This is a genomic window from Bacillus timonensis (genome assembly GCF_000285535.1).
In the GTDB taxonomy this organism is placed as follows: Bacteria; Bacillota; Bacilli; order Bacillales; family Bacillaceae_L; genus Ferdinandcohnia; species Ferdinandcohnia timonensis.
In genome coordinates this window covers 538,542-552,542 of the sequence record NZ_HE610985.1, presented here as the reverse complement: position 1 = coordinate 552,542, position 14,001 = coordinate 538,542, and the positions used below count along the sequence as shown (strand labels likewise).

Sequence of the window (14,001 nt, the reverse complement as noted above, 5' to 3'; positions counted from 1 at the left end):
ATTTATTGAAAATAACTAAGTTCCTAGAATAGATATTATGTAAACTAAATAAATCTAACAAAACATAAGTATAGTCTTTAGTAAACTAATGACATAAAAGTGTTGTCTTAATTGACAAGAATCTTTTGTATTTCCCCCTTTTGGCAAAAATATCTAAATGAACAAAGATTTATTAATTATTTTGACCAATAATAGTTATCTGGTATCTGCAAATCTAACTGTACTTAGCATTCATTAGACATTGATTATAGCAGTATATTTATTGCATTAAAAAAATAAGGCGTTATATTCAAGTCTTGCATAAAATCTTATATATAACGCCTTATTTGAAGTAAATGCATATATAACTAAACCACTCATTAGTTTAAGTACATTGTTTCACAATATTTTAATATTAAAATTCTCTTGAGTTGGGTCTGTATTCACTCCAATTGCTGCTCTACTGCCCTGAGCCGCTGCAATAATCACTTGTGAAGGAGCGATAACGGAGGTGTCACCTGCAGCATAGACACCTTCAATGTTTGTCCTGCCTAACTCATCTGTTATGATTCCACCAAGATGGTTTATTTCGCAACCTAAAGATTTTCCAAAACATGATTGAGTCAAAAGTAAGAAGAATCCGCCGCGGCGGATCCTTCTGTTTTGTATTGAACTAAAGTATCGGCTCATTGAACACAACTACCCCTTTCGTTCAATAAAAAAGAGCTACTCAGAATTCTAATTTGTTATCCTCTGCTAGTTTTTGTTCTCCATTTATAGACCGGCTACGCATAGAGAAAGTCTATCTACTATCTTTTATTTGAAATGATAGAATTTACTGCAAGTATGAGGAATATTAATAGCCCACGTACAACACCTTGCCAATAATAGCTAATTCCCATTAGGTTCAAGCCATTCGCTACAATCCCAAAAAATAATACGCCAATTATTGTTCCAGGTATGTTGACCCGACCTTGTCTGCTTAAAGTACTACTAATAAAAACAGCACCGATTGCATCCATAAGATAATATCTGCCACTTAAAGGAGTAAAAGCTGTCAATACAGAGGAACCGATCATTCCAGCTAATGCGCAAATCATTCCAGTTATGACAAAGGCATAGATTGTATACCTACCAACTGGTATACCTGATAGCATCGCCGCTTCTCTACTGGATCCTATTGCATATAATTTGCGACCATACACAGTTCTCTTAAGAATAAAATGGGCCACTACTGCTATAAAAAGAGCGAGCAGGATTGAAAATTTAAAATTCGTTACTCCTCCTGTACCTGTCTCAAAAACAAAAAAGCTACCACGTCCAAGAAACTGGAAAGCCTCATCCATCCATGGCAAATAAATCGGTTCTCCCCCTCTTGTAAAAATTTTTTCGATACTTTCTCCGATAAAAAGGGTTCCAAGCGTTACTAAAAAGGCACTTATTTTCAGTTTCACTACAAAAAAACTATTAAAAAGGCCAACCGCTGCACCTGCAGTAAGTCCTAATAGTAAGGCTGTAAACCACCCTAACCCTGATTGCAAAGCAATAACAGCGACCATTGCTCCAAGATCAAAAGATACAGCTACGGATAGATCTATCCCTCCTGAAGTAACGATAAAACATAAACCAATAGCTACCAAAGCTAATACTGCAGATTGACTCAATATATTTGCTATATTATTCATGCTTAGAAAGGAAGGAACAGTGAAGAAGAATAGGATAACAATAGATAATAACGCAATGAGAGTGCTATAATGTAACGAATTACTTCCAAGTCTTAGAAGAGGACTTTGATGTACACTGTTTTTCACTACAAGCTTAGCCATGAACTGTTACTCTCCTTTGCTGTATAGTTGTAATTGAAACGGCCATCAATATTAAGGCTCCTTTTATTGCATAAACCCAGTAAGTAGGAACATTTATTAATGTAAAACCATTGGATAACATTCCAACAAAAATGGCACTAAAAATGGCTCCCGTCATATTGGGAATTGACAAACGGGAAAAAACGGCACTCATATAACCTGCAAGTAATACGTCTAATAACATCAAATCACCTATTCCTGGAACACTTCCAGATAAACGAGCAGTAACTAATAAGCCTGCTAATGCTGCCGTTATTGAAGCAATTACATAAGTCATTCCTACGATTAAAGTTACATTGATACCGGCATTTATAGCTGCTTGTGAATTGCCTCCAACGGCATGAACCCAATTCCCAAAAATAGACTTATGAAAAAGAATGTACAATACGGCGCCTATAATGGCGAAAATCCAAATCTGTATAGGTAATCCTAAAAGTTCAGTAGTCGCTAATGTGATCATTATTGGATCAGTCACATTTACAACGGTGTTATTTGTAATTAATAAAACGATTCCCTGCAGTAAATACATCATAGCTAAAGTACTTAATAGAGGAATGATTTTCAATTTAATAATTGAAACAGCATTAATTATCCCTATTATTAAACTACACAAGAATGCAACTGAAAAAGCCGTTACGAAAGAAAATCCATTATTGATAAGAACAGCAGTGATAGCAACATTTAGTGCAAGATTGTTTGCTAATGATAAATCAATTCCTCCTTTTAAGACATGATTTCCCCCACCAATTAGGATAGCTGTCATGCCACAAGACACAATCCCTAATGCACTTGATTGCAATAGAATATTTTTCAAGTTATGTATGGTAAAAAAACAGGTGAACTTAATGAGAAATATACAGCTATCAGTATAAATGCTACATAACTGCTATATTTAAGTAGACCATTCCAATTAATTGCTTTAGTTGTTACTGCTACTTGATTCATCGTTACTCCCTCCCATCATGGAAACCATTATTTGATCTGTTGTCGCGTTATCTCTTTCGAATTCTCTAACTACTTTCCCGCGGTACATCACTAAAATCCGATCACTTAGAGTGACCAACTCCTGAAGATCTTGAGTGATTAATAGCACCCCTGCTCCATTTTTTGCTACTTGAGTAATAAGATTATATATTTCTGCTTTTGTACTGACATCAACAGCAGCTGTTGGCTGATTTAAAATATACAAACTAGCATTACTACTTAGCCATTTTGCCAATACTGCTTTTTGTTGATTTCCACCACTTAGATAGTTAATAGTAGTTTTTTGGTTTGGTGTGCGAATCCCCAATTTATCAATTATCGAATCAACCTTTTCCCGCTCCAATTTCCTTTTTATCACTCCTCCCTTACTCACACTTTTCAGACTTGTAAGAGTGATATTTTCTCTCACCGACATATTTTGTAAAATTCCGAGATTCCGACGATCTTCAGGGATATATCCCATTCCTAAGGCTACTGCATTTTCAGGATTATTTTTCGTTAGACGCTTCCCTTCAAATTCGACAAAGCCATTCGTAATACGGGAGTTATCATATATTGACATCCCTAGGTCCGTATACCCCGAACCCATTAGCCCCGTAATTCCTACAATTTCTCCTTTCCGAATTTGAAAATTCACATCATGAAACTGTTGAGATTGAGTGAAATCTTTCACATTTAATAAAACATCGCCTATATGACGGGCCTTTGTTGGAATTTCGTTACCTATACGTCTACCTGTCATCAAATAAACAATATCCTCAATTGTTAATCCCTTTGTTTCTGTCGTTTTAACATTGATTCCATTACGTAATACTGTTATTCGATTGCAAATATCAAGTATCTCTCCGAAATAATGTGATATATAGATAATCGAAATTCCCTTATTCTTCAATTCCTTAATGATGTTGAATAACTGATCTGCTTCCCGTTTAGCAAGTACAGCTGTTGGTTCATCGAACACGATTACTTTTGGATCTTGAAGTAATGCACGACAAATCTGCAATAATTGTTTTTCTCCTACAGAAAGATCACCCACTAGTTTTTTCCCAGATAAATTCACCCCAACTTTTTCAAACAAGACTTTTTCTGCTTCCTTTTCCATTGTGCGTCGTTTTAACAAATTAAAGGAAGCAAACTTATTTTCGATACCTAAAAATAAGGATTCGGCAACTGTCAAATATGGTACAACATGTCGTTCTTGGTGAATAAAGTGAATTCCCAATTTTTCTACAATCTTCGGTGTTAATACCTTTTGTAGATTTCCGAGAAATTGTATTTCTCCACTGTCATGAGTATAGATTCCAGCTAATATTTTCATTAATGTCGATTTACCAGCACCATTTTCTCCAACTAGTCCATGGATTTCTCCTTTTCTCAGCTGAAAATGAATATTTTGAAGAGCTTTTACGCCAGGAAATTCCTTTTGAATCTCCTTCATTTCCAATACATACTCATCAATCATGATCCAAACCTCACTTTCTATTAATTACCAGCATAAATTTCATGGGAGGATAGAATCATCTATCCTCTCTTTTTCAATTCTAAGAAAATGTTATTCTTTAAATAATATTTTCTTTGATTCTTCGGCATTATCTTTCGTCACAAGAAAACCTTCGTCATACAGCTTAGTTGGAACCTCTTGCCCAGCTAATGAACGTGCCACTATATCAATCGCTGATTGACCAGTCTGATATGGGATTTGCGCAAAGTCAGCCGCAAAGGAACTATTTGGATCAGCAACCATCTCAACTGCAGTTGGATCCCCATCAACGCCATAGACTTTAACATCTTTCCGTCCTGCTGCATCAACAGCTTGAGCTGCACCAATGCTTGGAATATCCCATGCTGCCCAAATCGCTTTAATGCCACTTCCTTCAGGATGTTTAACTAGAAGGTCTTCCACCTTTTTACGTGCATCTTCTATCGTTCCAGGAATCACATCAATTAGTTCTGGTTCAATAAACTCAATATTCGGATAATCCTTTGCAACATATTTCATCATGTCATAACGAATTTCACATACCCGAACTCCTGGAAATCCATGAAAAACGGCTACTTTTCCTTCTCCGCCCATATCCTCAAACATTTGTCGTGCTAACGCCTCACCTGCATAATAATCATCAGAAACAATATTTGAAATGCTATATTCACTATCGTGTGCAACTGTAAATAGAGGAATATTAGCATCATGAACTTTTTTAAGTACAGGTTTATATACAGTTGTATCACCTAGCTGCTTAATAATTGCATCTGGCTTCTGTATGATCAAATTTTCAATATCCGTGATATGTTTTTGATCATTCCGTTCGCCATCAACAGCAACCGGAGTCCCTCCCAGTTCCTTAATTCTGTCAATTTGCCCTTGGTATGCTTGGCGATCCCAGTTATGATCTGTCCCTATAACCGCTACTCCAATCGTTTTCCCTTCAAGAGACGGTACAGGCTTACCATCAATAACTCCTTTAACACCAGAATCCTTAACATTCTTTGATGTTTCCCCTTGATTACTGCTAGTTGTCTCAGACTTTATATCACTAGTAGATACCGTTTGATTCGAGCATGCTGATACGACTAACATCGTTAGAATGAATGAAAACAGAAAAATCTTCTTCATATTTTTTTTGATTGTCACTTTTGTTTCCTCCTCGGTAATATGGAACATTCACCATTGATGATTGTTTAGCTTTATACGATTTCACTCATTTTTTAGAATTGTTGTTTTCTCATTAATCTACTAACCTTTTAGGTTAGTTTTCATAGAACTTACATTACGAATAGCTGCTTGGCGTAGGGTTCTCTCCATGTAATAGCCATTGACCTATATTTTTTCTTTTATATTCAATTGGATTATGTAGAGAATGGATTCTTACATTTCTCCAGAATCGATCATAATTGTTTTTGATGGTTGCTGATCTAGCTCCCATCACTTCAAAGATATGACTTGTAACATCTAAGGCAATTTTTGTCCCAAATGCATTTGCTGCAGCTGTAAAAAGAACAGTTTCTCCTCGTTCTTCGTAAGTTAAGGACAGGTCCTTCTCCCAGGCGTCATCTACTTTTTCACCAGCCTTTTCCACTAATTGAATAGCTGCCTGAACATCAATCCAAAACTCACCATAGAGACGTTGAATAAAAGGATCGTCTATGGCTTTTTCATAGCTAGTTAAATACCACGGTCGAGATTTACTGATTGTGTATTTACGTGCTACCTCTAAAGCCCCCTCTGCACTTCCTACAATTACATTTGCTAAGATAATCTGTGACAAAATGGCATCAAACGTTGAGAAAGGTTTTCCTGCAGACTCCGATTTATCCAGTATTTCGTGTGGTTTTACAATAACATTTTCAAAAGTGACTGATCCGCTATCTGTTTGCCTTTGCCCCATTCCGTCCCAGTCATCATTCACAACTACTCCTATTCGGTTAGTCGGAATAATACCAACATAAACTTTTTCACTTTCTTCTTTATCTATCCAATAAATTAATAGACGGTCAGAGTCTTTTGAACCAGTGCTAAATGTGTTATATCCATTTAAAATAAACCCATTTCCTTCTTTTTTTCCAATTAAGGTAGGCTCGATTGGATTTGATGAATTTCCCCAAAACCAATTATTTTTTGCTGATGCCGTATAAAAGTATTCCTTCTGTTCTTTAGAACCAGAAAAATGTGGAGTCACTAGTTGCAAATAATGATAGCCGTATAAATGCGCGAGTGCCGCATCTGCTTTTGCCAATTCACGAACAATGCGAAGAACCAAAGACCAAGGCTGACCTCCCCCTCCATATTCTGTTGGAATTAAAATCGTCAGCAACCCAGATTCGCGTAATGCATCGCGCTGTACTTTAGCAGTGCCTCCAATTTTATCCCGTTCAGCAGCATCCTTTTCAAACTCTTGTGCAAGTAATTTTGCTGTTTTTAGGTAATCAGTAGCATCAATTGTAATTGTTTCGACCATCTCTCTCCCTCTTTCACCATATTTTCAACATGTAAAATCTATATTTACAATTATTTCTACACTTGAAGTGTAGATTGCTTACGGTACTGGCGAGCTGGGTGGTGGTCAGGTAGTTGTTCATATCCAAATAAATTTTTACGCAAGCCACCATCCGCATATTCTTTTCTTACAAGTCCGCGTTCCTGTAATACTGGAATAACCAATTCTACAAAATCCTCAAACGTACCTGGTGTAACAGCGTACGCAATATTAAATCCGTCGACATCCGTTTCCTCTATCCATTTTTCCATTTCATCAGCGACTTGTTCAGGTGAACCTACAGCAACAGGCCCAATTCCGCCAATTCCTACAAATTCTGCTACCTGCTTAACGGTCCAGTGTTTTTCTGGGTCTATTTTTGTAAATGTCTCAAGGGCTGAATGAATGGCATCATTCTTGATATATTCAATCTTGTCATCTGGATCGTAACTAGATAAATCAACACCAGTCCAACCACCAAATAATGCTAACCCACCTTCATAACTAGTATGTTTTTTATACTCTTCAAATTTGGAGTACGCTTCTTCTTCATTACGTCCAACGATTGGGGTAAATAAAGATAGAACTTTAATTTCGTTTGGATTCCGCCCCGCATTTTTTGCTTCTTCACGTAAAGCTTTTACAAAAGTTTGACCAATTGGAGCCGTAGGAACACTGATAAATACCAGTTCTGCATGTTTCGCTGCAAATTGCCTTCCTTTCTTCGAAGCACCTGCTTGAAAAATAACAGGTGTTCTTTGAGGAGATGGCTCACATAAATGAGCACCTGGCACTTTGAAATACTTGCCATTATGGTTAATATCATGAACTTTGTTCGGATCCGTATAAATCTTCTGTTTTTTATCTATTAGAACGGCTCCATCTTCCCAGCTTCCTTCCCATAATTTATAAACAACCTCGAGGTATTCATCGGCTATGTTATAGCGTTCATCGTGATTGATTTGCTGATCAAGACCTAAATTCTTAGCTGCACTTTCTAAATAGGAAGTGACAATATTCCAGCCTATTCTTCCTTTTGTAAGATGGTCCAGTGTAGAAATGCGTCTTGCAAAAGAATAAGGATGCTCATAACTTGTTGATGCTGTTAACCCAAATCCTAGATGCTTTGTTACTTGTGCCATAATAGGGACAACAAAAGCAGGATCGTTGACTGGTACCTGTGCAGCTTGACGTACAGCAGGATTTCTTGAATCCTGGTACACATCATACGTCCCTAATACGTCCGCCAAGAAAATGGCATCAAACTTACCTTTTTCCAACAACCTCGCAAGGTTTTCCCAATACTCCGCATCCTTGTAAGTTGAAGATTGATCATCTGGATGTGTCCATAACCCTGGGGATTGATGACCAACACAATTCATATCAAATGCATTTAAATAGATTCTTTTCTTTGGCATTTCGTCTTACCTCCTATTTGTTCTTGAATTATAGTTTTAGTAAAGATACTATGGTGACTTAGTATCTATCACTCTTTAACTCATGCACGAAATCAACTCCTCCCGACATGCCATATATAAGGTGGGCGTGTTTGATTAACTGCATAATCCCCTACTACTCTCTCTTTATAGATTAGTGGATTATGAGAAGCGAGTGTTCGGGCATTACGCCAATATCTATCATAGCTTTTGGTTTGCAATGTGGCAGAAGCACCTAATGCGTCGAACAATAATGCTGTTGCTTCAAGTGTTAAACTACTAACTACAATTTGAGCTTGTGACACTTCAATCTCCGCTTCATCATTTAGCCATTCTTCATTTTCAACGTCTCCAGCAAGATGGACTTCATATGCGTTTTGTAAAGATTCAGCTGCTTTTAGAACAATCGCTCCAGAAGAATAAGCTAAACTATGAACCTTTCCAACTACTTGTAGCACTTGCGCATCTTCACTTGGACGAGCACCTGATGCATGTGTATACGTTCTCTGGCGCTCAGCTACAGCTTTCGAAACGTCATTTGCAGCTGCACGGGCAATTCCAGCTAGAGTAGCCAAATGCATCATTTGGAAAAAGGCAGCCTGATATTTCGCATTAAACTCCTCAATAAGAATTTCATCTTCCTTAATAGGAACATCAGAGAATCTTGTTGTTCCACTACCAGTCAATTTTTGTCCAAAGCCATTCCAATCATCAATTACGTCTACACCTTTTGCATATCTTGAGATAACAGCAAAGACATTATTCGCTTCCTCTTGGGTTGCCAAAACAAGAATCCAATCGGCATAAATGGTGCCCGTCGAATAATATTTTGTACCGTTTAAAAATAACTGGTCTCCTTCTCCTCTTGTTACTTTCGTTAAGAAACTGCCAGCCTTCGCGCCACCAACTTCAGACCAAGCATTCCCAACAATATCTCCCTTTAAAATACGCTTTATCCACGCACTTCTTTGCTCACTCTTTGGTGAATTTAAAACCATCTCAACAAAAGAAAAATGTGCTCGAAGTGCTTGTGGTATATTCGAATCTGCCTCTGCTAATTCAATGAGTAAATTAAATAACTCTGGAATTGTCGCACCCAATCCTCCTTCTTCAAGTGGAATCCGTATAGCTCCGAAACCTGCGTCTTTTAACAATTGTATTTCCTCGAAAGGTAGTTTTCTCTCAGTCTCCCGTTGAACCGCCCCTTCACGTATTTGTTGAAAAATAGCTCGGAATCTTAATGCCAATTGTTCATAGTTATTACTAGGTGCACTACCCCATACACCTCTTGCTTTTTCTATCGTTAATGTCATTTCTCATTCCTCCTTATGTGTTAATGTAAACTAATACAATGATGAATGCTTAACGCATTAAAGAAAGCAATTGCTTCTCTATAACGTGCATCTCGATGAGGCTCAATCTATCACCTCCTCCAAAAAAGTTTATTGTTTAAAGTGTCCAGATCACTCTGCTAATTCTAGATAGAGCACGTTCACGACGTATAAGCATCACATTGTCTATGAATTCTTCATAGGAGCCAGGGATTGTTATCATCAATACATAACCTCCCATTCTTACATATGAGATTACTTCCTCTTTAAACTTTTAGTACAATTCAAATAAATACTTATAATCACATATGAATAATATGTTTTGAAGTGAGACGAATCCTTGTAAGAGTCCACACTGAAGCTTATCTTTATACTTTAAAGAATCTCTTTCTTCATATAAAAAGACACCTCTCTTTCCAAATATAGATTGAAAAGAAAGATGCCTTTAGTTGTCTAATCGGCAGATATATAAATGTCTAAAAAGATTGATGTTAATAGGTAGATGATATGTTCCTATTTTCACTTTTTCGGCACAAAAAATTTCTGAAGCTCTCTTGTTAGCCCTCCATTTCCAAATCGGATAAATTTACCATGTTCCTCCTTCATTCCTTCTTCTACACTGTAATCTAGAAAAGCCAAAAGATAGATACGGCGGTGTTGTATGTTGATAATTCCATTTCCAAAAAACCAGTTATCTATCGTATTAAAAACACCTCTATTTACTCCATATTGGCTACTACACCATTTATAAAATTGTAAATCAGGTAAATTAAGATATTCATTTTGCTCAAATGAATGAATTTCTCTTGTTTTTATACGAATCTTATTCGCGTCTAATGCATTTTTCATGATGAATATCCTCCTTTGTTTTTTCTCACTTTTTATTAAAAAATACCATTAAGCGTCATTTTTACACAAAAAAACCAAAAGCACTGAAAAAGTAAAAATTCTAACAGTGCTTTTGGTTGACCAATCAGCAAATCTAAATATGTAATTTTCCATTTTAAATGAGTACAGAATATAAAAAACCTCTTCAAAAAATAAGAAGAGGTTAAATGATTCGTTCTTTTTACTCTCCTTATCTTTCAAGCATACGCTTGCTGGAATTGGCACAGTACTATAAAAGTCTGCTGCCGAGGTATCTTCGGGCCAGTCCCTCCACCTCTCTAGATAAGTAAATATTTTTAATTATTTTATAATATAAGCCATGGCAAATACATTGTCAATCATTTTTCATAAAAAATTAAATACATATTCAGTGGCAATATCCATATTTCAGGAAAATAAAAAGCGTACATTTCCTAAATAGACTTAAAAAGGTATAGAAAGAAAATCGGATCTAGAAAAAGCTTACAAATTGGGAGTACAGTATGCACAAGGATATTTATTAAGTAAACCTACGAAATTAAAAGCGTATAGTATGATCAAGGTGTAAACAGTTTCCAATGCCCTTCGGATAAAACTTCTACCGCTCCTTCGATTACTTTGATTGCGGTTTGATCGTCAATCGCATACGCAGGTCCCTGCATCCCGGCTGCCCATCTCTCTGCGGTAGCCATGGTGTTTCCCGGCAGCATCTCGTGATCCAAGTGCGGAAAGATTGAAAAATTAACCAGTCTCAGTGTTTCATCACCACCGCCTGGTGGAGTCCAGCCAACGAAGTATTCCCCTATGTTAGGTGCCAACACCATGCTCCCAGCACTAATTCCCACATAGACTGAGTTCAGTGACGGTAAAAGGTCTGCCAGCCCGGATTGACGCATCCAGTGGCACAGGTAAAGGGCGTCTCCGCCTGACACCAGCAGTACATCGGCCTCCTGTACCAGAGGTATCCAGCGGTCTTCGTCGATGCTTGGAAGCGCTGTGAGCTCCAACACGCCAACGGATTTCCAACCGAGGTCGACCATGGGAGTCTCTTCTTTCCCACTGATGAACTGCCAGGCTTTGACGCCAGGGCCAACCCAAGGGTGTCCATACATCGCAGTAGGGATGCACAGGGCGTTGGAGTCAGCAATCGGCTTGCCCAGCATGTCAACCAGCGCGCCGTGTATGCTTTTGTTATTGATGCCTCCAGATGTAAGCAGAAATTTCATAACTTCACTCCTTGTCTTTGTTTGGTACTGTCAAGTTTGTTCTTACTTCTAAGATAGCAACCCTAGCTTATGAATGATTAGAACACTACAATTGAATTATTGTTAAGCCGATGTTCAGCTTATTTGTCTATTCGAATACCTCGTGAAGCTCAATCTGTACTACACTTTACAATTCTACAAAACTAATATAAATCCTTGTTCAACTATTCTCCCCTTGATTTTAATACTTTCAAAAAAAAGGTGCATTAATCCTTCTTGGATCAACGCACCCCATAGCGATCCATGAAGCGCAAAAATCGGCGCTTCACCACAGAGAATGAAAATAGTTAGTTTGTGTCAATACTGATACTGACCTTGATCCAGTCAACCAATCCATATACATATTTGCAGCTCTCTCAATTTTTTTAAACACATGAGACGGGTTCTATTTGGTATTGTCTTTTTTCGAGGACAGATAAGTTATTTTTCATGGTAGTTTAAGTACAATTCTTTCAATCTAAGAAATAAAATATGTATAAGGTAAATAAAATAGCCAAGAAATCTTTTTCCATTAATGCGAATTTTCTTGTTCTAAGCGCTCCCTTAAAATATCGTAATCCTCATCTCTCATCGATTCATAATGGTTAGACTTTTTAATTGGTGGATGACGATACCCTTTTTCTTGCTGTAGTTTATAATTAATCCATTCATAAATTTAGAGTCGTATATTCCACTCAATATCACCAAAAGATACAGGAGGTTTACCTTCATATTTCTCCTTGGTTGCACCATGTCTTGCAAAAAGCCTAGAACCTGCTCGGGTGTTACTGAAATGAAAGAAATCTCCAACTTTAAAAAAATTGTACGCCTCCATGAATGTTTCGCCCAAATCCGGACGTATAGCTTCTAACCTTTTTTCCTTTCTTTTGGTGTAATATCGAGACCTAAATCATGCTCTATATTTTCTATGATCTTGCTTGTATTAATTAGTATTAATAATGTATCAATTTTTGTAAGGATAAATAAAATTAGAACCTCATGCACCAATTCATCTTGATAAGCATAATTTAAAAAGTCTACTATGTAGTTTTTGCGCATTTTAGTTTTATCAAGATGCTCTTTGAATTTGGGAAGTTCTATATCTTCCTGGAAAGGAGACTGAAGCTCTTCATACTCAAGATCATGATCTGTCTGGATAATATTTTTTGACACCCAAACATCATGTTCCTTTACATAATAAATTTCATCATGACTAAATGAAAGCTTTAAATCACTTTCTAATAATAATATACCGTTTAAAATACGAATTAGTGCTTTCATCCGATAAAATGCTCGAAGGTAGTGTTTCTCACCAAACTACCTTCGGGTATATTGTCAAGATGTTTTGAAGTGAAGTAAAAGGTTTCGTGCTCCGACATATCATTTTCAGAGAAAATGCTAAAATGTTCTGAAAGTAATGTGGATAAACTCCTTGTTAATGAAGATTGAACGTATATGGACCACAAAGTAAATACCCTCCGTTTCGAGTTTTTATATTTCCCAGTGATTGCGTTGGTTTGAGTAAATGTTCTCATAAACTTAGCGCTACTTGTCTTTTTCATGTCCGATTTGAGTCTAATATGTTTAAAAGGGTAAGTTGTGTCTTGAAAAAAGACATAATCTTACCCATAATATATAAATGATGTAGATCTATTAAGCTTTTTGCCAATTTTATAAGTCCGATATTAGGACAAGAAAAGTTTGTGCAAAAACAGATAAAAATTTTTGTGCAAAATCTGCTTTTGCCTCCTTCTATTTGCTGTTAAATACACATAAATTTGTAAATAATAAAGGAAAAGAACAAATCCATCTCCGTCACAAACTCATAATCTATATCCTATATCTAGACTTGTAACCCTGTTATTAATAATGTAATTATCTACTTATAACCTTATTTCGATCCTCATTGTAAGCCGCTTTAATTTCTTTTTCCCTATAAATTAGATTTTTATATTCTTTTTCATTAAAGGCATTATTATTTTTTAGTATTTCTCTTAGAAGTTTTGATATTACTTTAAACTCAACGGACAAACGCCCTTTTTTTACAACTGCAGCGGGTAAATCATATCATTACAAATATCTTGGTAACTATTTGACTGAAAAAATTAATAAGACTAACATTGACTTTGTTAAGGCTAGAAATAATCCTATTACAAGTTCAACCCTAAGGCAAACTTATGCCGTCTTGACTGAGGGTGAACATAGTGATCTTGTATCTCTAAAGGAGACTTTAGGTCATAAAGATATTAAGAACACAATAATGCTACTACAAGGAAAAAACAAATAATTCATTTTTTGTCTAATGAATATTATAGTATATG

General features: G+C 36.5%; 11 protein-coding genes and 1 riboswitch. All 11 genes read right to left on the bottom strand.

What is annotated here, in order from left to right; all coding sequences use genetic code 11:
* Positions 1–378 precede the first annotated feature (378 nt).
* Positions 379–669, bottom strand: coding sequence for an FAD-dependent oxidoreductase (locus tag BTHG_RS03030; RefSeq protein WP_010282154.1), 291 nt, complete (start codon positions 667–669; stop codon positions 379–381).
* A 119-nt stretch (positions 670–788) separates the two neighbouring features.
* Positions 789–1,805 (bottom strand): ABC transporter permease, encoded by a 1,017-nt coding sequence (locus BTHG_RS03025; protein WP_010282152.1) that lies wholly within the window; start codon positions 1,803–1,805, stop codon positions 789–791.
* Positions 1,798–2,658, bottom strand: a complete 861-nt coding sequence (locus BTHG_RS03020; RefSeq protein WP_187370749.1) for an ABC transporter permease — start codon at positions 2,656–2,658, stop codon at positions 1,798–1,800. Before BTHG_RS03020 ends, BTHG_RS03025 begins: the two co-directional genes overlap by 8 nt.
* A 105-nt stretch (positions 2,659–2,763) precedes the next feature.
* On the bottom strand, positions 2,764–4,290 hold the full coding sequence (locus tag BTHG_RS03010; RefSeq protein ID WP_010282149.1) for a sugar ABC transporter ATP-binding protein: 1,527 nt from the start codon (positions 4,288–4,290) through the stop codon (positions 2,764–2,766).
* 90 nt (positions 4,291–4,380) lie between these two features.
* The gene (locus tag BTHG_RS03005; protein ID WP_010282146.1) at positions 4,381–5,460 is read right to left on the bottom strand and encodes a sugar ABC transporter substrate-binding protein; all 1,080 of its coding nucleotides are present in this window, start codon (positions 5,458–5,460) and stop codon (positions 4,381–4,383) included.
* Between the two features lie 136 nt (positions 5,461–5,596).
* Positions 5,597–6,784 (bottom strand): acyl-CoA dehydrogenase family protein, encoded by a 1,188-nt coding sequence (locus BTHG_RS03000; protein WP_010282145.1) that lies wholly within the window; start codon positions 6,782–6,784, stop codon positions 5,597–5,599.
* Between the two features lie 56 nt (positions 6,785–6,840).
* A complete protein-coding gene (locus tag BTHG_RS02995; protein WP_010282143.1) occupies positions 6,841–8,220 on the bottom strand; it encodes an LLM class flavin-dependent oxidoreductase in 1,380 nt (459 codons plus the stop codon).
* Positions 8,221–8,312: 92 nt separating this feature from the next.
* Positions 8,313–9,551, bottom strand: coding sequence for an acyl-CoA dehydrogenase family protein (locus tag BTHG_RS02990; RefSeq protein WP_010282140.1), 1,239 nt, complete (start codon positions 9,549–9,551; stop codon positions 8,313–8,315).
* A gap of 537 nt (positions 9,552–10,088) precedes the next feature.
* A complete protein-coding gene (locus tag BTHG_RS02985; protein ID WP_010282136.1) occupies positions 10,089–10,418 on the bottom strand; it encodes a hypothetical protein in 330 nt (109 codons plus the stop codon).
* Positions 10,419–10,644: 226 nt separating this feature from the next.
* A riboswitch (SAM riboswitch) is annotated at positions 10,645–10,746 on the bottom strand.
* A gap of 247 nt (positions 10,747–10,993) precedes the next feature.
* Positions 10,994–11,662 carry a Type 1 glutamine amidotransferase-like domain-containing protein gene (locus tag BTHG_RS02980; RefSeq protein WP_010282134.1) on the bottom strand — a complete coding sequence of 223 codons (669 nt, stop codon included), beginning with the start codon at positions 11,660–11,662 and terminating at the stop codon, positions 10,994–10,996.
* Positions 11,663–12,547: 885 nt separating this feature from the next.
* Positions 12,548–12,961 carry a hypothetical protein gene (locus BTHG_RS02970; protein WP_010282133.1) on the bottom strand — a complete coding sequence of 138 codons (414 nt, stop codon included), beginning with the start codon at positions 12,959–12,961 and terminating at the stop codon, positions 12,548–12,550.
* Between the last annotated feature and the right edge of the window lie 1,040 nt (positions 12,962–14,001).

Excerpts from the sequence above, each read along its gene's own strand:
- BTHG_RS03030 (WP_010282154.1), bottom strand. The coding sequence starts at position 669 with ATGAGCCGATACTTTAGTTCAATACAAAACAGAAGGATCCGCCGCGGC.
- BTHG_RS03025 (WP_010282152.1), bottom strand. The coding sequence starts at position 1,805 with ATGGCTAAGCTTGTAGTGAAAAACAGTGTACATCAAAGTCCTCTTCTA.
- BTHG_RS03010 (WP_010282149.1), bottom strand. The coding sequence starts at position 4,290 with ATGATTGATGAGTATGTATTGGAAATGAAGGAGATTCAAAAGGAATTT.
- BTHG_RS03000 (WP_010282145.1), bottom strand. The coding sequence starts at position 6,784 with ATGGTCGAAACAATTACAATTGATGCTACTGATTACCTAAAAACAGCA.
- BTHG_RS02995 (WP_010282143.1), bottom strand. The coding sequence starts at position 8,220 with ATGCCAAAGAAAAGAATCTATTTAAATGCATTTGATATGAATTGTGTT.
- BTHG_RS02990 (WP_010282140.1), bottom strand. The coding sequence starts at position 9,551 with ATGACATTAACGATAGAAAAAGCAAGAGGTGTATGGGGTAGTGCACCT.
- BTHG_RS02985 (WP_010282136.1), bottom strand. The coding sequence starts at position 10,418 with ATGAAAAATGCATTAGACGCGAATAAGATTCGTATAAAAACAAGAGAA.
- BTHG_RS02980 (WP_010282134.1), bottom strand. The coding sequence starts at position 11,662 with ATGAAATTTCTGCTTACATCTGGAGGCATCAATAACAAAAGCATACAC.
- BTHG_RS02970 (WP_010282133.1), bottom strand. The coding sequence starts at position 12,961 with ATGAAAGCACTAATTCGTATTTTAAACGGTATATTATTATTAGAAAGT.